Below are 24,985 nucleotides of genomic sequence, written 5' to 3' on the forward strand. Positions count from 1 at the left end.
ACGCGGTCACGCCGTGGGGACGCCGTCGAAGCCGAGGGTGAGCAGGTCGGCCATGCCGAAGCTCGGCCCGGCCGCGGGCAGGTTCGGCTGCCAGTCCGGTTCCAGGCTCAGGTAGCTCACCGTGTCGGCACGCATCAGGCCGATGAGGACCTCGGCGACGATACGGCCGCCGACCGGGCCGAGCCGGTCGCCGTCGCCACGGTGCTCGGCCTCCTTGAGGATGTAGAACCACAGCGGCGTGCCCTGCGGCCAGTCCTGCGCCAGTTCTCCGGCGCTCAGCGGCTCGGAACCGAGCAGCCGCGCGACCGCCTCGCCGCTGGGCAGGGCCGTGGTGTCGCCGCGCAGCAGGTCGCGGACGGCCAGCGAGCGGTACGCCTCGGTGTCGACCGCGCCGGTGACCTGCTCGGGCAGGCCGATGAGGCTGGCGGCCAGCCGCCCGTCGAGGCGTTTGGCCCGTTGCGCGGGCGGGTGGCCGGGCAGGTCGAAGACCTGTGCGAGGTCGAGGCGACGATCGGCGGCCACGGGGCCGAAACCGACCAGGTCCGGGAAGAGCGGCACCGTGGAGCCGCCGTCGGCGAGCTGGTAGGTGTGCCGGATCTGGCCGTGGCCGTAGCGGAAGGCGGCGTCGGCGAACTCCAGCGGGATGTACGCCTGTCCCGCCGGCGGCGCGAACCACCGGCCGCCCTCGGCGAGCACCTGTTCGACCAGCTCCGTCCCGACCAGGCGGGGCAGGAAGTCGTGCACGACGATCCACTGGTAGTGCCAGGTGAGGGTGATGCGTGCCTTGTCGAAGATGTCGCGGTCGGGCACGCCCGCCTCGCGCAGCCGGTCGACGATGCGGTTGTGCGCGCGCAGCAGCGCGATGTGCAGGGTCAGCGCGAACAGGTGCGAGTCGTTGCGGGGGTCGCCGATCAGGGCGACCCCTTGGACGTTGCGCTGCACGTCGCCGCCGTCCGGGCCGAGCAGGAACTTCGCCGGGTCGGCGATGTCGTACAGGTAGGGCGAGCCGATCGGGCCGTCGGAGTACAGCATCTCCAGGTTCAGTTTCGGGGCGCGGGCGTTGCGCAGCGCCTCCGGGTCGACGCCGCCCATGATCGGTGACCGGTCGGCGGTGATGTCATGGGCGATGAGCTGGCCGAAGAACGGCCATCCGGCGGCCTCGGTGGCGTCGTCGCGGCTGGGGTCGAGGCTGTCCAGGGCCACGGCGGCGTCGCAGATCCCGCCGTCGACGCCCGCGCGCATCAGCAGTTGCGGGTCGGTGCCGAGCGGGGCGAGGCCGGGGAACATGCGCCCGTAGCGGGCCGCCCCGGTGGGCCGGTCCACGGCGCGGGCGAGGCTGAGACAGTGGTCGCGGGCGGCCACCCGGCTGCCGTGCGGGTGTGCTTGAGCGCTGCTCACCTGCCGAGCGTATGCCGATACGGGACACGCTCCGGGCAGGTTGGCCAGATGCCCGGCGGTCATGACCGCCCCCGTTCGCCCGGCCCGGCGTCGTCCTCGACGGCCTGCACCGCGCGGAGCAGGTTGCGCAGCCCGACCTCTTCGCTCTGGGCGTACGCCGGATCGATCATCCACTCGTCCATCGGTGTGGCGGCGGCCTCCTCTTCCGTCGGCGCGTTCTCGGCCATGGTCAGTTCGGCTTCGACTTCGTTCTGCAGCTCGTGCAGGAACGTGCCGTCGCCGGTCGGGGTGTTCATGTCTCCTCCATACTCGGGATGCCGGTGCTGAACCGGGCGCCCCGGGATGTCACTTCGCGGGCGCGCCGGTCCGGCCCGGCCAGTCGCCGAAACGCGTCTCGCCCAGCAGTGCGCCGCCATCGGGCAGCAGGGTGCGCTCTTCCAGCAGGGCGCCGAAGTACGCGGCCTTCGGGTCGCTGACCACCTCGCGCGGATCGTCGCGCGCGGCCAGCGCCTCGCGGAAGAACTCGTCCATCCGGAACTGCTCGGGCCCGGCTATCTCGACGGTCCCGTGCAGCGGCGTGCCCACGGCCGTACGGCCGACGGCTTCGGCGACCTCGTCGCTGACCATGGGCTGGAACAGCACCGGCGCGAAGTGGACGGTGTCGCCGACGGTCGCCGCGTCGGACATGCTGCGGACGAACTCGAAGAACTGGGTCGCGTGCACGATCGAGTACGGGATCGCCGAGTCCTTGATCAGCTTTTCCTGGGCGCTCTTGGCACGGAAGTAGCCGCTGTCCTGCAGGCGTTCGGTGCCCACCACCGACAGCGCGACGTGATGCCCGACTCCGGCGGCCTCCTCGGCGGCGAGCAGGTTGCGGGTGGACGTCTTGAAGAAGTCCATGACCGCCGCGTCCTCGAAGGAGGGCGAGTTCGACACGTCGACCACGACGCTCGCGCCTGCCAGCGCGTCGGCGACACCCTCACCGGTGAGGGTGTCGACGCCCGTGTTCGGTGACGCCGCCACCGCCTCGTGGCCGTGCTCGGTGAGCCCGGCGACGAGCTTCGACCCGATCAGGCCGGTTCCGCCGATCACCACGATCTTCATGACAGACCTCCTGTCCCTGAGGGCGGCAGTCGCCGGCCCTCCATCAGCTAAGACCGGGCAGCCCCGCGACCTGTGACAGCTCCGGCGCGGTCGGGCACGTGGCAGCCGTCACGCGGTGTCACCGGTCCCCATGCGAGGTGGGGCCGCCGCGGCGATACCGGCGAGCTTGGCGGGGTTCATCACCCACATGATCTGCTCGATGCCGTCGCCCGACGCGCTGATCGTGAACATCACGAACGCCGTGCCGTCGCGTGAGGCCAGCACCGACGCCCCGCCGTTCGCCTCGACCCAGCTGAATTCGGCGCCGGTCCAGTAGGTCGAGGCGAACGCCGCGATGAATTTCGCCACGGTCGTCCGGCCCGCGACGGGGATCCGGGCTGCCCGCACCGCGCCGCCGCTGTCGGAGTAGCTGACCACGTCGGCCGCGAACAGCTCCTCCAGCCGGACCAGGTCGCCTTCGCGGGCGGCGGCCAGGAACGCGGTGAGCAGGCGGCGCTGCTCCGCCGGGCGTACGGCCTCGCGGCGCTGCTCGGCGACCCGTTTTCGGGCCCGGCTGACGAGCTGGCGGGCGTTGTCTTCGCTGGCCTGCACGATGTCCGCTATCTGCCCGTACGGGTAATGAAACGCCTCGCGCAGCACGTATGCCGCGCGTTCGGTCGGTGACAGCTTCTCCATCAGCACCAGGATCGCCATTTCGAGCGCCTCGCCCGTCTCCGCGCCCAGCGCCGGGTCTGCCGCGGTGTCGACGGGTTCGGGCAGCCACGGCCCGAGGTAGGTCTCGCGTCGCGAACGGGCCGAGCGCAGGTCGTTGATCGCCAACCGCGTCGTCGTCGTGGCCAGGAACGCCGCCGGATCCCGCACCGAGTCACGGTCGTAGGCCTGCCACCGCAGCCAGGCCTCCTGCACGATGTCCTCGGCCTCTGCCGCACTGCCGAGCATGCGGTAGGCGATCCCGAACAGGCGCGGTCGCAGGCTCGCGAACGTCTCCGCGGCCTCGTCCAGCGCAGCCGACGAATGTTCCGGAACCGGCACATATCAATGCTAGCGACAGATCAGGTGCCGCTCGCCCACACGGCCATATCACCACAATGCGCTGGAGGAGCACGGCTGGGGCGGCGCGCTGATCGGGACCGGCTGGGGACGGCCGGACACGTTCACCGTCGCCACCGCCCTGGCCACGCAGACCACGACGTTCCAGCCGCTCATCGCGGCCCGGCCCGGCTACTGGCGACCGGCCCACTTCGCCTCCGCCGCCGCGACCCTGGACCACCTCACCGGCGGCCGGGTCCTGGTCAACGTCGTGTCCGGCAAGGACAACCTCGCCGCGTACGGCGACAGCGACGGCGACCAGGCACAGCGCTACGACCGCACCCGGGAGTTCCTGCGCATCGTCCGCAGGCTGTGGACCGAGGAGAACGTGACCTACCGCGGCGAGCACTTCAGCGTCACCGACGCCACCGTGGTGCCCCGCACGGTCGTGCGCGGCGACCGCAGGCACCCCCGGCTCTACTTCGGCGGTGCGTCGGAGGCCGCCGAACAGGTCGCCGCCACCGACGCCGACGTCCAGCTCTTCTGGGGCGAACCGCTCGACGGGGTCCGGGAACGCATCGAGCGGCTACGGGCCCTGGAACGGAAGCTGGGACGCGAACACGCCCCGCTGGAGTTCGGGCTGCGCATCACCACCCTCGTCCGGGACACCACCGAGCAGGCCTGGGCCGACGCCGAAGCCAAGGTCGCGAAGATGGCCGACGGGCAGGACCCGGTCGCCCTCGACCCGCTCTGGCGGGCGGCCGTCGGCCAGCGGCGGCTGCTCGACCTGGCCGCCCGCGGCGACGTGCTGGACGACAACCTCTACACCGCCCCGGGCCGGTTCGGCGGCGGCGGAGCGGGCACCACCTGGCTGGTCGGCTCCGCCGCGGACGTCGCCGCCTCGCTGCGCCGATACCAGCAGCTCGGGGTCACCCACTTCGTCCTGTCCGACACCCCGTACCTGGCCGAGATCACCCGTCAGGGCGACCAACTGCTGCCGCTGCTGCGCGACCCCTACTGAGCGGCGAGGGCGACCAGGTCGGCGTAGCGCACGATCTTCCCGCCCGCGCCCCAGGTGCCGTCGGGCTGCTCGTGGATGAGCACCCACACCCGCAGCGCGTCGGCCTCGGTCAGCCCGGCGGCGTCCAGCACGGCGGTCGTGATCTCGCCGACCAGGCCGGACTTGCGGCGTTCGGACAGAGCGCCCACCGGGACGGTGATCTCCACGCGGAACCGTGGCGCGTCGTCCTCGGCGGTGGTCTGCGCCCCGGCGGGCAGCTCGTGCAGATAGGTCCAGGCCAGGCTGCGGAACAGCGCGTTGTCGGGTGCGCCCTCCCAGCGCAGCAGCACCGCGGCCAGGGTCTTCTGGATGGTGTCACGGCCGGTGGGCGTCAGCGCGCCCGCCGGTGCCGTCAGCTGGATCATGGGCACGGAAGGCTCCTGAGGTAAGCGACGCAAGCGGTGTCACGACGAGTGCCATCGTGCCAGGTCGCCGGGAGCGGACACGGCCGCCTCAGGTCACGGGTTGAGTTCGGACTGCCAGTTCGCCGGGACCCGGCCGCGCGGCCCCGGCGTGGGCTGGTCGGCGGGGTGGTGGGTGGGGGCGGTGAGCTTCGGCCCGTTCATGAACGATTCGGTGCGGTAGTCCCAGAACCAGTCCTCGCCCGGCTCGAAACTGGAGATCACCGCGTGCCCGGACGATGCGGCGTGCTTGGTCGCGTGCTGGGCCGGGGAGTTGTCGCAGCATCCGATATGGCCGCAGGCGGTGCAGCGCCGCAGGTGCAGCCACCACCCGCTGGTCTGCTCGCACTCCACGCACCCGGTGCCGCTCGGCGGCACACTCGGGTCGATGACCGACTCGTCGTACTTCATGCGCTGACCTACCCCACACGGTGGCATGAGCGGCCGCCGCACCTCCAGGATGACAGGATCACCGGCCCGATGCAGGCGGAAGGCGCGCAGCCGGCCGGGGAGGGCGTCCGGTTCAGCGCTCGCGCCGGCGCTGCACCGCGCCCCAGATCAGCAGGACGACGATGGCCCCGATCACCGAGCCGATCAGGCCGGACGGCCGCAGCGCCAGGCCGTCGCCACTGAGCAGGCTGATCCCGAGCCCGCCGACGAACGATCCGAGCAGACCGGCCGCCACCGCCTGCGGCCAGCGCACCTCGCGGAACCCGCCGCCCCGGACGATCACCCAGGCCAGCCAGCCGACCAGGAAACCCCACACCAGAATCGCAAGAATAAGCACGTCGAGCACCCTTCGCGTCGGCAGGCGGCAACCTGAACACCCAAGTGTCTCGTACCATTTCGCGATGTTATGCCGGAATCCCAGCACACCCCGAACACCCCCGCACGAGGCGCGCTAACGGACCCGGCCCGGCTCGAACGGGCAGCCACCCTCTCCGACTGCGGACGCGCCCTTACCGGTTAGACGCGCCTTGGGCGGGCACCGTCGATACTAGGCCGAGCCCCCTGAACCACCGCCGACATTTCCTGCTGGTGGCCGTGATCATCTGTAGAGCCGGGCCTGAAGTCCGGTCCACGCGGCCGGACCCGGATCGGTGCTGGGCAGGTATCGGCGGGTCGGCGTGTGGCGGCGTAGCAGGCCGCGCAGGTCGGCCAGGGAACCGTCGATCGCACCGATGGCACGGGCCTGGACGAGGGCGTTGCCGAGCGCGGTCGCCTCGACCGGGCCGGCGACGACCGGCAGCCCGCACGCGTCGGCGGTGAGCTGGCACAGCAGCTCGTTGCGCGCGCCGCCGCCCACCAGATGCACCGCCTCGACGTCGCGGTCGGCGAGTTCCCGGGCCCGGCGCACCGTACGCGCGTGGGCCAGGGCCAGGCTCTCCACGATGCAGCGCACCAGCGCGGCCGGGGACGCGGGTGCGGGCTGGCCGGTGCGGCGGCAGAAGTCGGCGATGCGGGCGGGCATGTCGCCCGGCGGCAGGAAGACCGGGTCGTCCGGATCGACGACGCTGACGAACGCGGGCTGCCGGGCCGCCTCGTCCAGCAGCGCCGCCAGATCGTCGGGCCGCCCCTGGGCCGACCAGACCCGCAGCGACTCCTGGACCAGCCACAGGCCCATCACGTTGCGCAGGTAGCGGACCGTGCCGTCGACACCGGCCTCGTTGGTGAACCCGGCCTGTCGGCCCGCTTCGGTTAGCACGGGCGCGGGCAGCTCCAGGCCGACCAGCGACCATGTGCCGCAGGAGATGTAGGCGAACCGGTCGCCGTCGGCGGGGACGCCGACGACCGCCGACGCGGTGTCGTGCGAGCCGACCGCGAGCACAGGCACCGACGGTTTCAGGCCGGTCGTCTCGGCCACGTCGGGTCGCAGCGTGCCGATCCGCTCCCCCGGTTGCCGTACCGGCGCGAACAGGTCCCGGTCGAGGTCCAGTGCGGTGATCAGCTCGGTCGACCAGTCGCCGGTGGTCGCGTCGAGCAGCCCCGTCGTGGACGCGTTGGTGAGTTCCGCGCCCTGTTCACCGGTGAGCCAGTACGCCAGCAGGTCCGGCATGAGCAGCATCCGGTGGGCCGCGGCGGCGGCCGGGGTGCCGCGTGCCGCGACGAGCTGGTAGATCGTGTTGAACGGCAGGTTCTGCAGGCCGGTGACGGCGTACAGGCGGGCCGGGTCGAGCTGGGCGTGCACCCGGGCCATGACGCCCTCGGTGCGCTCGTCGCGGTAGCCGACCGGGTTGCCGATGAGCGCCCCGGTGGCGTCGAGCAGCCCGTAGTCGACGGCCCACGAGTCGATGCCGATGCCGTCGAGGCCGCCGGGGGCCGCGCGCCCGGCGGCGCGCAGCCCGTCGAGGACGCCCCGGTACAGGGCGAGCACGTCCCAGTGCAGGGTGCCGCCGACGCGCACCGGCTCGTTGCCGAACCGGTGCAGTTCGGACAGGTCGAGCAGGTCGCGCCCGACGCGGGCGAGCATCACCCGGCCGCTGGACGCGCCCAGGTCGGCCGCCGCGACGGTGGCGATCTCGGTCATGTGCCTTCCTTCGTGGTCAGCGCAGGAACGCGGCGGCGACCCCGGCGTCGACCGGGATGTGCAGGCCGGTGGTGTGGGACAGCTCCCCGGCGGTGAGCACGAACACCGCGTTGGCGACGTGCTCCGGCAGCACTTCGCGTTTGAGCAGGGTGCGCTGGGCATAGTAGGCGCCGAGTTCGGATTCGGGCACGCCGTAGACGGCGGCTCGTTTCGCACCCCAGCCTCCGGCGAAGATGCCGGAGCCGCGGACGACGCCGTCGGGGTTGACGCCGTTGACGCGGATGCCGTGCTCGCCGAGTTCGGCGGCGAGCAGCCGCACCTGGTGGGCCTGGGCGGCTTTGGCGGCGCTGTAGGCGACGTTGTTCGGGCCCGCGAAGACGCTGTTCTTGCTGGAGATGTAGACGATGTCGCCGCCCATGCCCTGCGCGGTCATCACCCGGGCGGTCTCGCGGGAGACGAGGAACGAGCCCTTGGCCATCACGGAGTGCTGCAGGTCCCAGTCGGCCTCGGTGGTCTCCAGCAGCGGTTTGGAGATCGACAGCCCGGCGTTGTTGACGACGAGGTCGACGCCGCCGAACGCCAGGCAGGCGGCCCGGACCAGGTCGGCGAGCGCGGCGGCGTCGGTGACGTCGGCGCGTACGCCGATCGCGGTGTCGGTGTCGCCCAGCTCGGCGGCGACCCGGTCGGCGGCGTCGCCGTCGCGGTCGGCGACCACGACGCACGCGCCCTCGGCGGCCAGGCGGTGGGCGATGGCGCGGCCGATGCCCGAGCCGCCCCCGGTGACGAGTGCGATCCGGGCGGCCAGCGGCCGGGGCTTGGGCAGCCGGGCGAGTTTCGCCTCCTCCAGGGCCCAGTATTCGATGCGGAACTTCTCCCGCTCGTCGATGGGCACGTACCGGGACACCGCCTCGGCCCCGCGCATCACGTTGATCGCGTTGAGGTAGAACTCGCCCGCGATCCGGGCGGCCGGCTTGCTCGCGCCGAAGGTGAACATGCCGACGCCGGGCACCAGCACGACGGCCGGGTCCGCGCCGCGCATCGGCGGCGAGCCGGGTTCGGCGTGCTCCTGGTAGTAACGGGTGTAGTCGGCGCGGTAGGCCTGGTGCAGCTCGCGCAGCCGGGCGGCGGTCTCGTCGAGCGGGGCGGTCGGCGGCAGGTCGAGCAGCAGCGGGCGCACCTTCGTACGCAGGAAGTGGTCCGGGCAGGAGGTGCCCAGCGCGGCCAGGTGCGGGTGCCGGGCGCGGGCCAGGAAGTCGAGCACCGGCCCGCTGTCGGTGTAGTGGCCGACCTGCGGGCTGTCGGTGGAGGCGAGCCCGCGCAGGATCGGGAACAGCGCGGCGGCCCGCTCGTGCCGGTCGGCCTCGGGCAGCGGGGTGTATCCGTCCAGCTCCGGCCCGAACGGCTCGGCCCGGCCGTGCTCGTCGAGGAAACGCTGCGCCACCTGGATGATCTCCAGGCTGTTGGCTTCGCACTGCTCGCTGGTGTCGCCCCAGGCGGTGACGCCGTGCCCGCCGAGGATCACGCCGATCGCGGCGGGGTGAGCGCGGCGCACCTCGGCGATGTCCAGGCCGAGCTGGAAACCGGGCCGCCGCCAGGGCACCCAGACCACGCGGTCGCCGAAGCAGCTATTGGTCAGCTCGGGGCCGTCGGCGGCGGTGGCCAGCGCGATACCGGAGTCGGGGTGCAGGTGGTCGACGTGCGCGGCGTCGACCAGGCCGTGCATGGCGGTGTCGATGGACGGGGCCGCGCCGCCGCGCCCGTGCAGGCAGTAGTCGAACGCCGCGACCATCTCGTCCTCGCGGTCCGCGCCCGGATAGGTCCCGGCCAGCTCGCGCAGCCGGTCCAGCCGCAGCACCGCGAGCCCGGCCGTGGTCAGCGTGCCGAGGTCGCCGCCGGAGCCCTTGACCCACAGCAGCTCGACGTCGCCGCCGGTCACCGGGTCGGCGGCGGTGCCCTTGGCGGAGGTGTTGCCGCCGCCGAAGTTGGTGTTGCGCCGGTCGCCGCCCAGCCGCCGCGAGCGGGCGACGAGCTGCGCGGGCAGGTCCGCGGTGGTCACGCGCCCCACCCGGCCTGCCGCCCGCCGATCCGCGCGGCCTCGATCTGCTGCTGGTATCCGCTGGCGTGGTAGGCGGCGATCGGGTCGGGATCGATGCCCAGCTCGGTACGCAGCTCGGCGAGCAGCGGGCGTACGTCGGTGCTGAACGCGTCCATCAGCACCCCGTGCGCGCCGAGCACGTCACCGGCCAACTGGGCGGCGGACAGCGCGGCGGCGTCGACGAGCAGCGCCTTGGCGACGGCCTCCTGGACGTTGAGCACCGAGCGGATCAGCGCCGGGACCTTGGCCTCCAGGTTGTGGCACTGGTCGAGCATGTACTCCACCCCGGAGTCGGGCCGGATCGCGTCGGCGCGCACGAGTTCGTGGGCGATGCGGAACAGCTGGAACGGGTCGGCCGCGCCGACCATCAGGTCGTCGTCGGCGTAGTTGCGGCTGTTGAAGTGGAAGCCGCCGAGCTTGCCGAACCGGTGCAGCACGGTCACCAGGAACTCGATGTTGGTGCCGGGTGCGTGGTGTCCGGTGTCGACGAGCACCTGCGCCTTGTCGCCCAGCGCGACGCAGTGCGCGTACGAGGTGCCCCAGTCGGGCACGTCCATGCTGTAGAAGTGCGGCTCGAACAGCTTGTACTCGACGAGCATGCGCTGGTCGGGGCCGAGCCGGTCGTAGACCTCGCGCAGCGCGTCGGCGAGGCGGTCCTGGCGGGCGGCGACGGAGTCCTGCCCGGCGTAGTTGGTGCCGTCGGCGAACCACAGCGACAGCACCTTCGAGCCGGTGGCGTCCATGATGTCGACGCATTCGAGCAGGTGGTCGATGGCTTTGCGGCGTACGCCCGGGTCGGGGTGGCAGACGCTGCCGAGCTTGTAGTCGTCCTCCTGGAACACGTTGGGGTTGATCGCGCCGAGGCGGATGCCGTGCTCGGCGGCGTGGCGGGCCAGGTCGGCGTAGTCGTCGACGCGGTCCCAGGGGATGTGCAGGGCCACGCTGGGCGCAGCGCCGGTCAGGCGGTGCACCGTCGCCGCGTCGGCGACCTTCTCGTACGCGTCGCGGGGCACCCCGGCCTGCGCGTACACCTTGAACCTCGTGCCCGAGTTCCCGTACGCCCACGATGGCGTCTCGATGCGCATGGCGCGCAGGGCGGCTTTGACGGCGGCGTGGTCGTTCATGTGACTCTCCTGGCTGGGTGGGCGGGTGGCGGCGGACCGCCACCCGCCCCCGGATCACTTGACGGTGTCGACGTTGTCCTTGGAGATCAGCTGCACGGGGTTGTAGACCTCGCGCTCGGCCGCGTTGTCGAAGGTGATCGCGGTCTTGTTCAGGGCCTGCTCGGCGAGCTTGACCGTCAGCGCGCCCATCGCGGTCGGGTCCTGGGCGACGGTCGCGGCGAGGCCGTCGGCCTTGATCGCGGTCAGCGCCTCGGGGTCGGCGTTGAAGCCGACGGCCACGATGTCCTTGACCGGGCTCTTGCCCGCGTCCTTGATCGCGTTGGCGGCGGCCACGCCCATCGGGTCGTTGCAGGCGAACACGCCCGCGACGTCGGGGTTCTTGGCCAGGATGTCCTTCATGACCTTGTACCCCTCCTCCGCCTTGGAGTTGCCCGACAGCTCGGCAACGACCTTGAACCCGGCCTTCTCGATCGCCTCCTTGAAGCCCGCGTTGCGCCGGGCGGCGTAGACCGCGGACGGCTCGCAGGTGATCGAGGCGACGTTCTTGCCGGTCTTGCCGTTGGCGGCGATCTGCTTGGCCATGTACTCGGCGGCGAGCTTGCCGCCGCCGCTGTTGTCGGAGATGACGATCGCGTCGTAGGGAGCGCCGCCGCCGCCGATGTCGTCGACGATCACCGGCACGCCCTTGGCCTTGGCCTTGGCGATGATCGGGCCGAGCGCGCTGGGCTTGAACGGGCTGATGATGAGCACGTCGACGCCGGAGTCGATGAGCGCCTGCGCGCCGGTGACCATCTCGTTCTCGTCGCTCTTCTCGTCGTGGAGCTTGAACTCCCAGCCCTTGGCCGTGACGGCCTCGCGGGTGCCCTTCTCCATCTTCTGGAAGAACTCGTACTGCATGTCGTACACGGAGAAGCCGACGACGACCTTGTCGTCCTTCGGGGCGTTCGGGTCGGTCGCGTTGGAGTCGGTGCAGCCGGTCAGGACCAGCGCACCGGCCAGGGCGAGCGGGAGGAGACCCTTCTTGAACATCGGCGATGTTCCTTCCAGTGTCGGGACTTAGGGACGGTTGATTCGTTTCAAATTCGGTCGAGCGCCTGGCCCGACGGCATACCCGGGGGTCAGGCGCTGTCGGGATCGGTTGATCTTCCGGCCAGGCCCGCCACGGCACGCCGCAGTGAGCCGGGCACGGCGAAGCGGGTCCGCAGCCCGTCGACGGTCAGGGCGACGATCAGCACGCAGCCGAGCACGATGCGCTGGTATGCCGAGGGCACGCCCTGCCCGACGAGCACGTCGTTGAGCACGCTGACCAGCAGCACGGCGGAGAACGTGCCGATCAGCGTGGCCTTGCCGCCCTTGAGGCTGGTGCCGCCGAGCACCACGGCGGCGATCACCTTGAGCTCGAACCCGTCCTGGGCCGAGCCGTCGGCGGTCCACACCCGCGTGATGTAGGTCAGCGCGGCGATGCCGACGCTGAGCCCCACCAGCGCGAAGACGAACAGCTGGATACGCCCGGCGGAGATGCCGCAGAACCGGGCGGCCGCCGGCGACGAGCCGTAGGCCAGCACGCGGCGGCCGGTGGCGGTGCGCCGCAGCAGGACCCAGGCGGCGGCGTACACCACGAGCATGATCACGAATGGCAGCGGCACCCCGGCGACGTTCAGCCCGCCGATCTTCACGAACGGCGAGCCGATCTGGTCGTACGGCAGGGTCTGCGGCCCGTCCTGGGTCAGGATGTAGGCCACGCCCCGGAACACGAACAGGGTGCCCAGTGTCGCCACGAACGGCGGCACCCGCAGTTTCGTGATCAGCCCCGCGTTGACCAGCCCGCAGGCCAGCCCGGTGGCGATCGCCGCGCCGACCGCGGCCGGGGTGCCGCCCGCGCCGTACGCCAGCAGGGTCACGACGCTGACCAGCGCGAGCTGCCCGCCGACCGACAGGTCGAACGCCCCGGCGGCGATGGCGAACGTCATGCCCGCCGCGACGATCCCCAGGTACGCGCTCTCGCGCAGCACCGACTGGAGGTTCTCCAGTTGCAGGAAGCCGGGCGCGACCAGCGGCGTGAGCGCGAGCAGGAGCAGCAGGATCGCGGTGATGCCCCAGGTGTCCCAGAGCCGTCCCAGCGACGGGCGCTCGGCCCGGTCGGCGAGGACCGGTTCCGGTGCGGCGGTGCGGGTGTCGGTGGTGGTCATGCGGTGACCTCCCGGACGGCGGGCGCGGGGGCGGGGGTGCGCCGCAGGGCCAGCAGCGCCAGCGCGGTGACCAGCAGCAGGCCCACGCTGATGCGCTGGTAGGCGGGCGGGGTGTTGAGCAGGTTGAGGCCGTTGCGGATGGTCTCGATGAGCACCGCGCCGAGCACGGTGCCCAGCACCGAGGCGCGGCCGCCGAGCAGCGCGGTGCCGCCGAGCACGACCACGGTGATCGCGTCGAGTTCGAAGCCGAGCCCCAGCTGCCCGTTGCCCTTCTGCAGCTGGCTGGAGATCAGCAGTCCCCACAGCCCGCCGGACATGCCGACCAGGACGTACACGGCGATCCTGATCCGGTCGACGGGCAGGCCGGAGACCCGGGCGGCCTCGCGGTGCGAGCCGACGGCGCAGACCCAGCGCCCGAAGCGGGTCCGGTTGACCGTCCACCAGGCCAGCGCACCTGCCACGACCGCGAGCAGGATGGGCATGGGCACGCCCAGCGGCCGTCCGCCGACGAGGTATTTCAGCGTGGCCGAGCTGACGATCTGGTCGTGCCCGTCGGTGTAGGCCAGCGACAGCCCGCGCACGATCACGAGCGTGGCCAGCGTCGCGATGAACGGCGTGACGCCGAGCTTGGTCACGACGAGGCCGTTGGCCAGGCCGACCAGCGCCCCGGCCGCCAGCGCGAGCAGCATCGCCAGCGGGGCGGGCACCCCGTCGATGATGGCCGAGCAGCAGACGACTCCGGCCAGGGAGACGGTCGAGCCGATGGACAGGTCGAACTCGCCCATCGCCAGGCACAGCGTCATCGCCAGGCCGGGGATCGCCACGATCGCGGCGGCGACCAGCACGTTCTCCAGGTTGCCGCCGGTCAGGAAGCTGTCGGTGGTCAGCGCGAGCGCCACCGCGACCCCGAGCAGGGGCAGCGCGAGCGGGGCGCGGCGCAGCAGGCCGGTCACGCGGCCACCTCCGAGAAGACGCGCCGTCCCGTGGTGGCGCAGGCGATGACGTTCTCCTCGGTGCGGTCGTCGCCGGTGAGGTGCCCGACGATCCGGCCGGCGGCCAGCACGTACACGCGGTCGCTGACGCCGAGCAGTTCGGGCAGGTCGCTGGAGATCATGAGCACGGCCGTACCGGCCGCGGTGACCTCGTCGATGAGCTGGTGGATCTCCATCTTGGCCCCGATGTCGACGCCGCGGGTGGGTTCGTTGAGCACGAGCAGCCGCCCGCCGGGCGCGAGCGCGCGCCCGAACAGGACCTTCTGCTGGTTGCCGCCGGACAGCTGGCCGATGAGCTGGCCGGGCCCGGTGGCGCGGATCGCGAGCCGCTGCCGGTGCTCGGCGAACACGGCCGTCTGCGCCGCCGGGGACAGCAGCCGGGTGAGCGCGGCGCGGACCCGGTGCAGCACGGAGACGGTGAGGTTGTCGCGCACCGACAGGTCGGGCAGGATGCCGGACGACTTGCGGTCCTCGTGCAGGAAGCCGACCCCGGCGGCCATCGCGTCGGCGGGCGTGGACGGCCGGTAGGTTCTGCCGTCGAGGGTCATGGCGCCCGTGTCGACGCCGAGCGCCCCGAAGACGACCTGGGACAGTTCGGGCTGACCGGCCCCGGCGACGCCGCCGATGCCGACGATCTCGCCCGCGCGCACCCGCAGCGACACCTCGCGCAGCTGCCGGCCCGCGCTGACCTGGTCCAGGTCGAGGACGACGTCGTCGCGTACCGCGCCGGTGCGGCGGGTCGCGGCGGACACGTCGCGGCCGACCATCAGCCGCACCAGATCCTCCTGACTGGTCTCGGCGAGGTCGCCGGTGTGCACGTGGCGGCCGTCGCGCAGCACGGTCACCCGGTCGGCGACGGCGAACACCTCGTCGAGGCGGTGGCTGACGTAGACGACGCCGCGCCCCTCGGCCCGCAGCCGCCGTACGACGTCGAGCAGGCGGGTGACCTCGTCGGCGGACAGGGCCGCGGTCGGCTCGTCCATCACGATGATGCGCCCGTCGACCGACAGCGCCTTGGCGATCTCGACGAGCTGCTGCTCGGAGACGGTCAGGCTGCCGACGGTCCGGGCCGGGTCCAGGTGTACGCCGAGCGTGCCGAACAGCTGCGCGGTGCGGCGGTTCAGCTCGGCGTAGTCGATGCCGCGCGTGAGGCGGTGGTAGGGCTCGCGTCCGGAGAAGACGTTCTCCGCGACGGTCAGGTCGGGGTAGAGGTTGAACTCCTGGTAGATCACGGCGATGCCCGCGTGCAGGGCGTCGGCGGGACGGCGCGGCCGGTAGCGCCGCTCCCCCAGCCGGATCTCGCCCGCAGCGGGACGGTGCAGCCCGCCGAGCACCTTGAGCAGGGTGGACTTGCCCGCGCCGTTCTCCCCCACCAGCGCGTGCACCTCACCGGCCCGCACGTCGAAGTGCACGCCGTCCAGGGCGCGTACGCCGGGGAACTCGACGGTCAGCCGGTCGACGTGCAGCAGGACGGGGCTTTCGGCGGGCACGGGCACCTCCGATCCACAGTGCTCAGTGATGATTGAATCGTTTCGAGCTCGATGGGCTCGTACGCTACGATCCCGTTGCCATCCTGTCAATCATCGGTGTCGAAGTCCCGATTGACCTGCACAGACAGCCCGTGCAGCACCTGGCAGCGGGTTGAACGGCTGTTGACACGTTTCATTTGCCGCGTAGGGTGAATCCGCCGACCACCCGCCTACCGCATGAGGGGCCATGGCTACCAGCAACATCAAGGAGGTCGCCCAGCGGGCCGGGGTCTCCATCGGGACCGTGAGCAACGTGCTCAACCACCCCGACATGGTGGCGCCCTCGACCCGCCAGCGCGTGCTGGAGGCGATCGCCGAACTCGGCTACGTCCGCAACGACTCGGCCCGCCAGCTGCGGGCCGGGCGCAGCCGCACCATCGCCGTGGTCGCCCTCGACCTGGCCAACCCGTTCTTCACCGACGTGCTGCGCGGCGCGGAGACGGCCGGCGAGGACGGCGGCGTCAACATCATGATCTTCAACAGCGGCGAGGACGCCGCCCGCGAGCGCCGCCACCTCGACGTGCTGGAGGAGCAGCGGGTGCTGGGCGTGCTCATCACCCCGGTCAGCGACGCCGTCGACACCCGCCTGGAGCAGCTCATCGAGCGCGGCATCCCGGTCGTGCTGGTCGACCGGGGCTCCGGGCAGCACAACCGCTGCTCGGTCGCGGTCGACGACGTGCTCGGCGGCCGCCTTGCCGGGGAGCACCTGGCCCAGCAGGGCCACCAGCGCATCGCGTTCGTCGGCGGCCCGTTCTCCCTGCCGCAGGTGACCGACCGGCACACCGGGCTGGTCGCCGCGCTGACCGGCAAGCAGCAGTTGCAGGTCCTGCCGACCTCCAACCTGACGGTCGCGGCGGGCCGCCGCGCCGGGGAGCGCATCGCCGACCTGTCCCCCGACGCGCGGCCCACCGGCGTGTTCTGCGCCAACGACCTGCTCGCGCTCGGCGTGCTGCAGGAGATGACCATGCGGGGCGTACGGGTGCCGCAGGACGTCGCGATCGTCGGCTACGACGACATCGACTTCGCCGCCGCGGCGGCCGTGCCGCTGTCCTCGGTGCGCCAGCCCCGCGAACAGCTCGGCCGGGCCGCCGCTCAGCTGCTGCTGGAGGAGGCCAACGACCCGCACCGCCACCAGCACCGGCACGTGGTCTTCCGGCCCGAACTGGTCGTCCGCGAGTCGAGCAGCCGCACCACCCGCCGAGCCGCCCGGGCGCCACGATCCGCAGCCGCCGACGCCCGGGACACCGCCGCCCACGACCCTGCCTGAGCCGCGGGCAGCGGTCGCGTCACGGGGTGGCGGCGGGGAAGTTCTTCACCGGGCACGTGTTCGGGGTCGCCGGGTCGACGAGCTTCAGCGCGTGGGCGATGCCGTCGGCGGGCACCTGCGGCAGCTCGGGCTCCCGGTCGCCGACGAACACCAGGGCGTGCCATCCGGTGACCGTGGGCGTGTACTTCGTACACCCGTCGACGACGGCCACCGACTGGCCGGACGCCGCCGCGTTCCGGTTGCGCGCGTAGGTCGACGGCGCGCCTACCGCGCTCTTGACCAGGTAGAGGTGCTGTGCGGCGGTGGGCGTGGTGGCCCAGAAGGCCTGCCCGGCGGTGAGCCACATGTCGGCGACGGAGACGATGTCGTCGTCGGCGAGCACCGCGAACGCCAGGTCCGGATCGGAGGCACCGGTGCTGCCGGGGTGAGTGATCGCCGGGAGCACGATCGTGCTGGTCCCGGTCTGGCGCTGCACCGCGTAGGTTCCCGACCCGCTGTAGGCGGTGACGGTCGCCAGGTAGCGGCCGAGGGGCTGGAAACCGCCGTTGGAGTTGACCGCGATGAAGTCGGTGCGGCCCGCGCCCTGCGTGCTGGTGCCCAGCGCGACGCCGTTGCCGGACAGCGCGAGGTCGAAGTCGGCGCCGGGCGGCGACTGCAGCGCCATCACCGACCAGGAGGTGTTGGTGGTGCTGTAGTTGTAGGACTGCGGCGTGGTCGACAGGGTGACCGAGTCGTTCGACAGGTAGACGGAAGCCGCTGCCAGGCCTGGCGCGGACAGCACCAGGACCAGGGCGGTGGCGGTAGAAAGGATGGCGCGACGGCGAGGGGACACGGTTCCTCCACGGGAAGTGATCACCGCGACGGTAGCCTCAACCCCGTCTCCGAGCTGTCAGGTAGACGATCAACCATGTCTCGATCGGCTAACTCCGGTTCAGTCCTCGTCCTCGGCTGCCCGGTGGATGTCCTCGGCGATGGCGTCGGCGTCCCAGCCCCCGTCCGACCCGCGGTCCCGCCACGCGGCCACCGCCTCCTCGGCCTGCTCTTCGTCCCAGTCGTAGTCCGCGACGAGGGTACGAGCGATCAGCCGGTCCAGGGTCAAGTCGTCCATGCCGAGCAGTCTACGGCCGCAAGATCCCTCCGGCTTCGACCGCCGCTCCCTCGGCGTGCTTCACCCCCGCTCGGCCTGCCGGGCACGCTGCTAGGCTCGCCGCATGCCTGTGGTTCTCCGCGAGATCACCGACAGCAACCGCGATGCCGTCCTCGACCTGCGCGTCGGGCCCGGGCAGGAGCGGTTCGTCTCGTCGGTGCGCGGTTCGCTGAAGGAAGCCGCGGCGCACCCCCACGCCAAGCCCTGGTTCCGGGCCGTCTACGCCGCCGGTGAGCCGGTCGGCTTCGTGATGCTGAGCTGGGATGTCGAGCCGCAGCCGCCCGAGATCAACGGCCCATGGTTCCTGTGGAAGCTGCTCGTCGACGAGCGCCACCAGGGCCGGGGCTACGGCTTGGCGATCGTGCGGCACGTCGCGGACCTCGTGACCGCCGAGGGCGCGACCGAGCTGCTGACCAGCTACGTGCCCCAGGACGGCGGCCCGGCCGGGTTCTACGAGCGGCTCGGATTCGTGCCGACCGGCGAACTGGACCCGGACGGCGAGGTCCTCATGCGCCTCGCGCTGCCGTGGACGCCACCCGGCCGTCCACCGGTGTGAACGAGGCGCCGCCCGCGACACGGGCGGCGTCACCTCAGGTACGCAGTTGGTGCGCCACCTCGCCACGTCGAGCTGATCCCGCCGCGGGCGTGGAGGCGTCGATCCAGCGTCGCAGGGTGGTCGCGGCGGCGCCGGTGTCGACAGCGTCGGCGCAGCGGACCAGGGCAGCCGCGATCCGGTCGTCGAGGTCGCCGCCGTCCGTCGTGGCGCAGGCCGCCGCCGCGTTGAGCAGCACGGCGTCGCGCACCGGTCCGGGTTTCCCGTCGAGCAGCGCGTGCACGGTCGCGGCGTTGGCGGCGGCGTCACCGCCGCGCAGGGCACCGGGCGCGGACCGGGCGATGCCGTACCGCGCCGGGTCGAGCACGCCGCGCCGGACCTGCCCGTCGCGCACCTCGATGACCTGCGACGTCGTACCCGTCGAGAGCTTGTCCAGGCCGTCGTCGCCGCGTACGACCAGGGCCTGGCAGCCGCGGGCGGCGAGCACGTCGGCGAGCACCGGCAGGAAGCGCGGATCGGCGACGCCGACGAGCTGGTGTGCCGGGCGGGCTGGATTGATCAGCGGGGCGAGCACGTTGAAGATCGTCGGCACGCCGAGTTCGCGGCGCACCGGACCGGCGTGCTTCATGCCGGTGTGGAACGCCGGTGCGAACAGGTACACGATGCCTGCCTGCTCGGCGACCTTCGCGGCATGTTCGGGCAGCAGGTTCAGCGGGATGCCGAGGTGTTCGATCACGTCGCCGGACCCGGCCGAGGTCGACGACGCGGCCCGGCCGCCGTGCTTGACCACGGTCAGGCCGGTCGCGGCGACCACGATCGCGGCCATGGTGGAGATGTTCACCGCGCCGGTGCCGTCGCCGCCGGTGCCGACGATGTCCACGGCCGGGCCCGCGACCTCGACCGGCACGGCGTGGGCGAGCAGCGCGTCGGCGGCCCCGGCGACCTCGGCGGCGGTCTCGCCCTTGGCCCGCAGCGCGACCAGGTACGCCGCCAGCCGCACGGGCGTGACCTCGCCCTGCACGATCTGGCTCATCGCCCACACGGACTGGCCGGCGGTCAGGTCACGTCCGGCGAGCAGGGTGGTGAGTGTCGTGGTCCAGTCCATCGTCGGTCCTCGTCAGGTCGGGCCGACCGGTCGGGGCGTGTCAACGACGACGGCCGCCTCTTCCGGAGGCGGCCGCGGGGTACGCGTGCAGGGGAGGACCGCCTAGGAGGCGGGCCACCAGCCCTGTCGACGCGAGATCATGCCGGAACGGTAGCACGTATCGACGAAGCGGCCCGCCCCGAGCAGGGGCGGGCCGCTCACTCAGCGGTTCGTGGTCACGCGGGTGCCGTGAACACGTAGCTGCCCGAGGGCAGGTGGTAGGACGCCGCGCCCTGGCTGTAGCCGAACGCCACGGCCTGCGCCGGTGCGGTCACCGCGGCGGCCGAGGCGGCCGGGACGCGTACCGTCGCCGAGGTGCCCGCCGGGACGGTGACCCGCAGCGTCAGCACCCCGCCGGACACCGACCAGTCGCTGACCGCCTGCCCGTACGGGGTCTGCATCGCCGACTTCGCCGAGGTCAGGCCGCCGCCGGGACGCGGTGCGACCAGCTGCGACTGGTATCCCGGACTCGCCGAGGACAGGCCGCCGACCTGCCGGTAGAGGAAGTCCCCGACCGAGCCCAGCCCGTAGTGGTTGAACGAGTTCATCCCGGGGGTCTGGAACGCGCCGTTGGTCTGGATGCCGTCCCAGCGCTCCCAGATCGTCGTCGCGCCCTTGCCCAGCATGTAGCCCCAGCCGGGATAGCCCGGCTGCAGCAGGATCTGGTACGCGATGTCGGCCCGGCCGTTGTCGGCCAGCACCGGCAGCAGGTTCTCCACCCCGAGGAAGCCGACGGTCAGGTGCCCGCCCGCCGAGGCGACCTCGGCGACGAGCTTGTTCACCGCCCCGGCGACCCGGTTGGCGGGCAGCAGCCCGAACGCCAGCGCCAGCACGTACCCGGTCTGGGTGTTGCCCGCGACCGTGCCGTCGGCGGCGACCCACCGATTGGTGAACGCGGTCGCGACCTGGTCGGCCAGCGTGCCGTAGCTGCTCGCCTGGGCGGTGCGCCCGGTGGCCGCGGCCATCCGCGACACCATCCGCGCCGACCAGGAGAAGAACGCCGTGGCGATCAGGTCCCGGGCGGTGTCGTCGTTGACGTTGAGCCAGTCGCCGTAGCCGCCGGTGTTGCGGATCAGGTCCGCGCCCGACGTGGACCGCAGGTAGTCGACCCAGCGGGCCATCGCGTCGAAGTGCTGGTTGACGACCTGCAGGTCGCCGTAGCGCTGCCACAGGGTGTACGGCACGATGACGCCCGCGTCGCCCCATCCGGCCGTGCCCGCGCCGCAGCAGGCGTCGGGTGCGGTGTCGGTGAACGCGCCGTCGGCGTGCTGGGCGTCGGTCAGATCGTCGGCGAACTTGTCCAGGAACCCCTGCATGTCGATGTTGAAGGTGGACGTCGCGGCGAACGAGGCGATGTCACCGGTCCAGCCGAGCCGCTCGTCGCGGTTCGGGCAGTCGGTCGGGATGGACAGCATGTTGGAGCGCTGCCCCCACAGGATCGCCTGCTGGAGCTGGTTGATCAGGCTGTTCGACGTGGTCAGCGTGCCCAGCTGGGCACCCGAGGTCCACGCGGCCAGACCCGTGATCGTATCCAGGTTCGGCGTGCCCGGGAACCCGGTCACCTCCACGTAGCGGTAGCCGTGCACGGTGAACCGCGGCGTCCAGACCTCCTGCGCGCCGGTCCCGGCCAGGGTGTACCGGTCGGTGGCAAGCCCCGCGACCCGCAGGTTGTCGGTGTAGATGGTGCCGTCGGCGTTGAGCACCTCGGCGTGGCGCAGCGTGACCACGGTGCCGGCCGCGCCGGTGACCCGCAGCCGGTCCCAGCCGGTGAAGTTCTGCCCCAGGTCGAAGACCCACACGCCGGGCTTGGGCTGGTTGAGCGAGATGGGCCGCAGCTCGCTCTGCACGGTCACCCCGTTGTCCACCTGCGACACCAGCCGTGGCGCGGCGCCGGAGCGCACCGCCGCGGTGGCCCAGCCGCCGTCGTTGTAGTCGGGCCCGTCCCAGCCGTTCACGGTGAGCCGGGCGTCGTACTCCTCACCGGTGTAGAGGTCCTCGGCCCGGATCGGGCCGGTGGCGACCTTCCACGTGTTGTCGGTGCGGATCACGGCGCTGGTGCCGTCGGTGTAGCTGATGTGCAGCTGCGCGGAGTACCACGGCTGGGTGCCGTAGCGCTGCGACCCGGCCATGCCGATGCTGCCCGAGTACCAGCCGCTGCCCAGCCACGCGCCGAGCGCGTTGGTGCCCTGCCGCAGCTGGCCGGTGACGTCGTACACCTTGTACTGCAGGCGCTTGTTGTAGTCGGTCCAGCCGGGCGCGAGCGTGTCCGCGCCGACCTTCGCCCCGTTGAGCCGGGTCTCGTGCAGGCCGAGCGCCGTGGTCAGCAGCCGCGCCGAGGCGACCGGCTTGCTGATCGTGAAGCCCTTGCGCAGCAGCGGCGCGGCGCGCCGCACGATCACGTTCGCACCCCACGGCCCGGTGCCGTACGCGGTCAGCGCCCGCGCCGCGACCCAGCCGCTGTCGTTGAAGCCGACCTGCTGCCAGCCCGACGGGCCGGACTGCGACGCCTTCCAGCCCGCGTCGGTGGTGACGGTCGGGCCGCCCGCGACGGTGAGCTTCGCGATGACACCGGTCGGCGACTGGGTGGTGTTCTGCGCCGCCACCGCGATGACGTTGTTGCCACTGGTCAGGCGTCCCGCCAGGTCGACCACGGTCGCCTGCTTCCACGAGTCGGTGACCCGCGGCGAACTGCTGACCTGCACGCCGTTGACCCATACGTCGGCGGTGTCGTCGCCGGTCACCACGAGGCTGGCCTGGGTCGGCGCGGACGACAGCGCGACGGTGCGCCGGAAGTAGCGGGTCATCGGCGGCAGCCCGGCGATCGGGTCGCCCTCGGGATACCAGATCCAACTGGCCCCGGTCAGGCCGTCGGTGACGGCGGGCTGGCCGATGTACGAGCCCTGCCACTCCGACGCCGGGCTGCGCAGCCCCGTCTCGAAGTACTGCACGGCGCTCCAGCCGCTCGCCCGGCCCTGGGTGTCCCAGACCCGCACCCGCCAGTAGTACCGGCGCAGCGAGGTCAGCGCGGCCCCGGCGTAGGCGACGTCGACGGCCTGGCGGCTGGAGACGCGGCCGCTGTCCCATACGTCGCCGGTGCCGTTGGTGGCGTTCGCGCTGGTGCTGGCCACGATCACCTGGTACGCGGCCTGGTACTGCTGCAAGGTGCTCGACGTCAGCTTCCAGCCGAACCGGGGCGCGCCGGCGTCCACGCCGAGCGGGTTGACCCGCCGCTCGACGGTGCCCTCCCCCACCGCGAACGGGGACGCTCCCGTGATGGTCGGCGCGACCACGGAGCTGTTCCACGGCGCGATGCCGTACGCGCCCAGGTCGGTGGCGGCGGGCCAGGACCCGTCGGCGAAGCCGGGCTGCTCCCAGCCGGTCGGCGAGCTCTGGGACGCCTTCCAGCCGCCGTCGGTGACCAGGTCGGTGACGCCGCCGGAGCTCGCGACGTACACCCTGCCCAGCAGGCCGGCCGGGCCCGACGCCGTGTTCTGCACGGCGATGGCGAGGGTGTTGGTCCCGGCGACCAGCGCGGGCGCGAGGTCGACGTAGACGGCGCTCTTCCAGGCGTCGACGACGCGGGCCGAGCCCGCGAGCGGCTTGCCGTTGAGCCACACGTCGACGGTGTCGTCGCCGGTGAGGACGAGCTGAGCGTCGCTGACCGTGCCCGTGGGCGCGGTGAACGTCTTGCGGAAGTAGCGGTGGGCGGCGGGCGCGGTGGTGCGCGGATCGCCCTCGGGATACCAGATCCAGTGCGCGCCGCTGACGCTGACCGGGGTGGCGGCGTCGGCGGGCGCGGCGGGCAGGATCGCGACGGAGGCGAGCAGGACGGCGAGGGCGACGGCCACTCGGCCACGGGCGTAGGGGGCGGTGACGGGACGGTGCATGGCGACTCCTATGAGGGGGATCGCGTGATTAAAACGTTTCATTACACGGCGGGTGTCCAGACCCTAGGGTGCTCAATCAACGCTGTCAATATCTGGCCGTAACGTCCCTGACACACGGGCCGCAATCCGTTAACCTGCGCCGGTGATCTCCGCCAGGTCCGGCCGAGCCAAGAAGGTGTGTCCTGAGTGAACCCTGACGTCGACCACCTGCTGGCCGAACACGACAGTCAACTACGCGGCCGGACGCCCCGGTTCGCGCCGCTGGGTGCGGTGACGGAGGTCGACGGCCCCGTCGTACGCACCCACTACGGCACCCATGGCACCGTCGATTTCCGGGGTGCCCCCGACGCCGACCTCGCGGACCTGATCCGGCGCCAGCAGGCCGCGTTCGCCGCCCGCGCCGAACCGGTGGAATGGAGAGTATTCGGCCACGACCCGGCCGGGGTGGCAGCACACCTGCTCGACGCGGGATTCGCCCCCGGCTGGCTACGCCCGGTCCTGATCTGCGCGATCGACGAGGTGGCCGTCGGACGGCCACTGCCCGCCGGTCAGCGGGTCCGTGATTTCGCCTACGGAGACGACGCGCTGCTGCCCGAGATCCGGGCGATGGCCGAGCGGTCGTCGCCGCACCTCAAGACCCTGGCCGAGCTTGAGGCGGACGGCGGCTCCCAACACTGGGACCGCAACTTGCTGATTCTCGAAACCGACGGCCGCATGCGCGCCGCCGCCTGGGCGGAGTTCGTCGGCGAGACGCAGTTCGTCGCCATCGGCGGGCTGACCGCTGACCATCCCGCCTTCCTGGCGGGGTGGATCGACTGGACCGCGCGACGCCGCGACTACCCCGGTCGGCAGGCGGGATCGGACTCGCGATACTTCGTCGCCGAAGCCGACGGCGACCTGCGGACGATGCTCGTCGATCAAGGCTTTCAGCAGGTCACCACCGTGCAGACCTACCACTGGGCACCGCCGGGACCGACCATGCGGATGCGCCCCGTGCGGCGGGTCGACGGCGACCCGCACGACGAACTCGTCATGGAGCGATTCGCCGCGCGGTGGGAGTTCCCGCCGCAGACACCCGACCACGGACTCGTCGAGCCGGCCGACTCCGTCACCTGGCACCTCGCCGCCATCGACGGTGACGACAGCCTCGTCGGCGAACTGCACCGCATCATCGAACGCGGCCTGCGCTCGTGCACCCGACCCGGCGAGCGTGTGTACGCGTTGAACCCAGGCACGCAGGGCTATCACTTCGACCCCCGGCTCGTGGGCAGACCGGGGCAGCCACTGACGCCTGGCCCTGCCTACCCTGACCAGTGCGAATACCGCGTCTACACCACCGGCGACATCCGCCTGGGCACCTTCGGTGATCCATGGGAACGCTCACTGTGCGTCTTCGGTGTCGACCTGCTGGCGAAGATCGAACCCGACCTCGACGTGCTGCTCGGGCCGGTCCTGCGACGCGGCGGGCAGAACGTGGAGAACAGCTGGACGTTCGATCCGCCACGGTAGCCCGACCTCGACCTGCGAACAGGTGCGCCG

Annotated in this window: 22 protein-coding genes; 4 read left to right on the plus strand and 18 right to left on the minus strand. The window is 72.1% G+C overall.

All coding sequences use genetic code 11. From position 1 onward, the window contains the following. Positions 1-6: 6 nt before the first annotated feature. The 4 genes from HAV40_RS02100 to HAV40_RS02115 form a co-directional block, all read right to left on the minus strand. On the minus strand, positions 7-1,398 hold the full coding sequence (locus HAV40_RS02100) for a peroxidase family protein (protein WP_239086295.1): 1,392 nt from the start codon (positions 1,396-1,398) through the stop codon (positions 7-9). A gap of 59 nt (positions 1,399-1,457) precedes the next feature. Then, positions 1,458-1,694 carry a hypothetical protein gene (locus tag HAV40_RS02105; protein ID WP_166378413.1) on the minus strand — a complete coding sequence of 79 codons (237 nt, stop codon included), beginning with the start codon at positions 1,692-1,694 and terminating at the stop codon, positions 1,458-1,460. Between the two features lie 49 nt (positions 1,695-1,743). Next, positions 1,744-2,502, minus strand: a complete 759-nt coding sequence (locus tag HAV40_RS02110) for an SDR family oxidoreductase (RefSeq protein ID WP_166378415.1) — start codon at positions 2,500-2,502, stop codon at positions 1,744-1,746. 108 nt (positions 2,503-2,610) lie between these two features. Continuing rightward, a complete protein-coding gene (locus HAV40_RS02115; protein WP_166378417.1) occupies positions 2,611-3,534 on the minus strand; it encodes an RNA polymerase sigma-70 factor in 924 nt (307 codons plus the stop codon). A gap of 61 nt (positions 3,535-3,595) precedes the next feature. Between HAV40_RS02115 and HAV40_RS02120 the strand changes: the two genes are divergently transcribed. Beyond that, on the plus strand, positions 3,596-4,552 hold the full coding sequence (locus tag HAV40_RS02120) for an LLM class flavin-dependent oxidoreductase (protein ID WP_275413482.1): 957 nt from the start codon (positions 3,596-3,598) through the stop codon (positions 4,550-4,552). On the opposite strand, the gene HAV40_RS02125 is transcribed toward HAV40_RS02120, so the two are convergent. From HAV40_RS02125 to HAV40_RS02170, 10 genes are all read right to left on the minus strand, one after another. Continuing rightward, complete coding sequence (locus HAV40_RS02125) at positions 4,546-4,956, minus strand: tautomerase family protein (protein WP_205694001.1); 411 nt, start codon at positions 4,954-4,956, stop codon at positions 4,546-4,548. The genes HAV40_RS02120 and HAV40_RS02125 overlap by 7 nt on opposite strands. Before the next feature lie 93 nt (positions 4,957-5,049). After that, entirely contained in the window at positions 5,050-5,403 is a 354-nt protein-coding gene (locus HAV40_RS02130) for a UBP-type zinc finger domain-containing protein (RefSeq protein WP_166378421.1), read from the minus strand. Positions 5,404-5,515: 112 nt separating this feature from the next. Then, a complete protein-coding gene (locus tag HAV40_RS02135) occupies positions 5,516-5,779 on the minus strand; it encodes a GlsB/YeaQ/YmgE family stress response membrane protein (RefSeq protein ID WP_166378423.1) in 264 nt (87 codons plus the stop codon). Positions 5,780-6,040: 261 nt separating this feature from the next. After that, complete coding sequence (locus HAV40_RS02140; RefSeq protein WP_203671326.1) at positions 6,041-7,519, minus strand: rhamnulokinase; 1,479 nt, start codon at positions 7,517-7,519, stop codon at positions 6,041-6,043. 16 nt (positions 7,520-7,535) lie between these two features. Beyond that, positions 7,536-9,575 (minus strand): bifunctional aldolase/short-chain dehydrogenase, encoded by a 2,040-nt coding sequence (locus tag HAV40_RS02145; protein ID WP_166378425.1) that lies wholly within the window; start codon positions 9,573-9,575, stop codon positions 7,536-7,538. Beyond that, complete coding sequence (rhaI, locus tag HAV40_RS02150) at positions 9,572-10,738, minus strand: L-rhamnose isomerase (RefSeq protein ID WP_166378427.1); 1,167 nt, start codon at positions 10,736-10,738, stop codon at positions 9,572-9,574. The genes HAV40_RS02145 and rhaI overlap by 4 nt, the downstream gene beginning before the upstream one ends. A 54-nt stretch (positions 10,739-10,792) precedes the next feature. Next, positions 10,793-11,767, minus strand: a complete 975-nt coding sequence (locus HAV40_RS02155; protein ID WP_166378429.1) for a substrate-binding domain-containing protein — start codon at positions 11,765-11,767, stop codon at positions 10,793-10,795. A gap of 89 nt (positions 11,768-11,856) precedes the next feature. Further along, on the minus strand, positions 11,857-12,927 hold the full coding sequence (locus tag HAV40_RS02160) for an ABC transporter permease (protein ID WP_166378431.1): 1,071 nt from the start codon (positions 12,925-12,927) through the stop codon (positions 11,857-11,859). Next, positions 12,924-13,880: an ABC transporter permease gene (locus tag HAV40_RS02165; protein WP_166378433.1), complete on the minus strand. Its 957-nt coding sequence runs from the start codon at positions 13,878-13,880 to the stop codon at positions 12,924-12,926. The genes HAV40_RS02160 and HAV40_RS02165 overlap by 4 nt, the downstream gene beginning before the upstream one ends. Then, entirely contained in the window at positions 13,877-15,409 is a 1,533-nt protein-coding gene (locus HAV40_RS02170; RefSeq protein ID WP_166378435.1) for a sugar ABC transporter ATP-binding protein, read from the minus strand. Before HAV40_RS02170 ends, HAV40_RS02165 begins: the two co-directional genes overlap by 4 nt. A gap of 226 nt (positions 15,410-15,635) precedes the next feature. Here HAV40_RS02170 and HAV40_RS02175 point away from each other — a divergent pair, with 226 nt between their 5' ends. Then, positions 15,636-16,715, plus strand: coding sequence for a LacI family DNA-binding transcriptional regulator (locus tag HAV40_RS02175; protein WP_166378437.1), 1,080 nt, complete (start codon positions 15,636-15,638; stop codon positions 16,713-16,715). Between the two features lie 19 nt (positions 16,716-16,734). Here the strand turns inward: HAV40_RS02175 and HAV40_RS02180 are convergent, their stop codons facing one another. Continuing rightward, on the minus strand, positions 16,735-17,547 hold the full coding sequence (locus HAV40_RS02180) for a hypothetical protein (RefSeq protein ID WP_166378439.1): 813 nt from the start codon (positions 17,545-17,547) through the stop codon (positions 16,735-16,737). A 99-nt stretch (positions 17,548-17,646) separates the two neighbouring features. Continuing rightward, the gene (locus HAV40_RS02185) at positions 17,647-17,823 is read right to left on the minus strand and encodes a hypothetical protein (RefSeq protein ID WP_166378441.1); all 177 of its coding nucleotides are present in this window, start codon (positions 17,821-17,823) and stop codon (positions 17,647-17,649) included. Between the two features lie 103 nt (positions 17,824-17,926). Here HAV40_RS02185 and HAV40_RS02190 point away from each other — a divergent pair, with 103 nt between their 5' ends. Then, a complete protein-coding gene (locus HAV40_RS02190) occupies positions 17,927-18,418 on the plus strand; it encodes a GNAT family N-acetyltransferase (protein WP_203671327.1) in 492 nt (163 codons plus the stop codon). A gap of 34 nt (positions 18,419-18,452) precedes the next feature. Here HAV40_RS02190 and trpD read toward each other — a convergent pair whose 3' ends face one another. After that, a complete protein-coding gene (gene trpD / locus HAV40_RS02195; RefSeq protein ID WP_166378443.1) occupies positions 18,453-19,520 on the minus strand; it encodes an anthranilate phosphoribosyltransferase in 1,068 nt (355 codons plus the stop codon). Between the two features lie 215 nt (positions 19,521-19,735). Beyond that, positions 19,736-23,446 carry a family 78 glycoside hydrolase catalytic domain gene (locus tag HAV40_RS02200; protein WP_166378445.1) on the minus strand — a complete coding sequence of 1,237 codons (3,711 nt, stop codon included), beginning with the start codon at positions 23,444-23,446 and terminating at the stop codon, positions 19,736-19,738. Between the two features lie 186 nt (positions 23,447-23,632). Here HAV40_RS02200 and HAV40_RS02205 point away from each other — a divergent pair, with 186 nt between their 5' ends. After that, the gene (locus HAV40_RS02205) at positions 23,633-24,955 is read left to right on the plus strand and encodes a DUF2716 domain-containing protein (RefSeq protein ID WP_166378447.1); all 1,323 of its coding nucleotides are present in this window, start codon (positions 23,633-23,635) and stop codon (positions 24,953-24,955) included. Positions 24,956-24,985: the final 30 nt, after the last annotated feature.

This window comes from Catellatospora methionotrophica (genome assembly GCF_011297335.1).
Taxonomy (GTDB): Bacteria; Actinomycetota; Actinomycetes; order Mycobacteriales; family Micromonosporaceae; genus Catellatospora; species Catellatospora methionotrophica.

Excerpts from the sequence above, each read along its gene's own strand:
- trpD (WP_166378443.1), bottom strand. The coding sequence starts at position 19,520 with ATGGACTGGACCACGACACTCACCACCCTGCTCGCCGGACGTGACCTG.
- HAV40_RS02155 (WP_166378429.1), bottom strand. The coding sequence starts at position 11,767 with ATGTTCAAGAAGGGTCTCCTCCCGCTCGCCCTGGCCGGTGCGCTGGTC.
- HAV40_RS02175 (WP_166378437.1), top strand. The coding sequence starts at position 15,636 with ATGGCTACCAGCAACATCAAGGAGGTCGCCCAGCGGGCCGGGGTCTCC.
- HAV40_RS02125 (WP_205694001.1), bottom strand. The coding sequence starts at position 4,956 with ATGATCCAGCTGACGGCACCGGCGGGCGCGCTGACGCCCACCGGCCGT.
- HAV40_RS02130 (WP_166378421.1), bottom strand. The coding sequence starts at position 5,403 with ATGAAGTACGACGAGTCGGTCATCGACCCGAGTGTGCCGCCGAGCGGC.
- rhaI (WP_166378427.1), bottom strand. The coding sequence starts at position 10,738 with ATGAACGACCACGCCGCCGTCAAAGCCGCCCTGCGCGCCATGCGCATC.
- HAV40_RS02160 (WP_166378431.1), bottom strand. The coding sequence starts at position 12,927 with ATGACCACCACCGACACCCGCACCGCCGCACCGGAACCGGTCCTCGCC.
- HAV40_RS02140 (WP_203671326.1), bottom strand. The coding sequence starts at position 7,519 with ATGACCGAGATCGCCACCGTCGCGGCGGCCGACCTGGGCGCGTCCAGC.
- HAV40_RS02110 (WP_166378415.1), bottom strand. The coding sequence starts at position 2,502 with ATGAAGATCGTGGTGATCGGCGGAACCGGCCTGATCGGGTCGAAGCTC.
- HAV40_RS02200 (WP_166378445.1), bottom strand. The coding sequence starts at position 23,446 with ATGCACCGTCCCGTCACCGCCCCCTACGCCCGTGGCCGAGTGGCCGTC.
- HAV40_RS02190 (WP_203671327.1), top strand. The coding sequence starts at position 17,927 with ATGCCTGTGGTTCTCCGCGAGATCACCGACAGCAACCGCGATGCCGTC.
- HAV40_RS02185 (WP_166378441.1), bottom strand. The coding sequence starts at position 17,823 with ATGGACGACTTGACCCTGGACCGGCTGATCGCTCGTACCCTCGTCGCG.
- HAV40_RS02105 (WP_166378413.1), bottom strand. The coding sequence starts at position 1,694 with ATGAACACCCCGACCGGCGACGGCACGTTCCTGCACGAGCTGCAGAAC.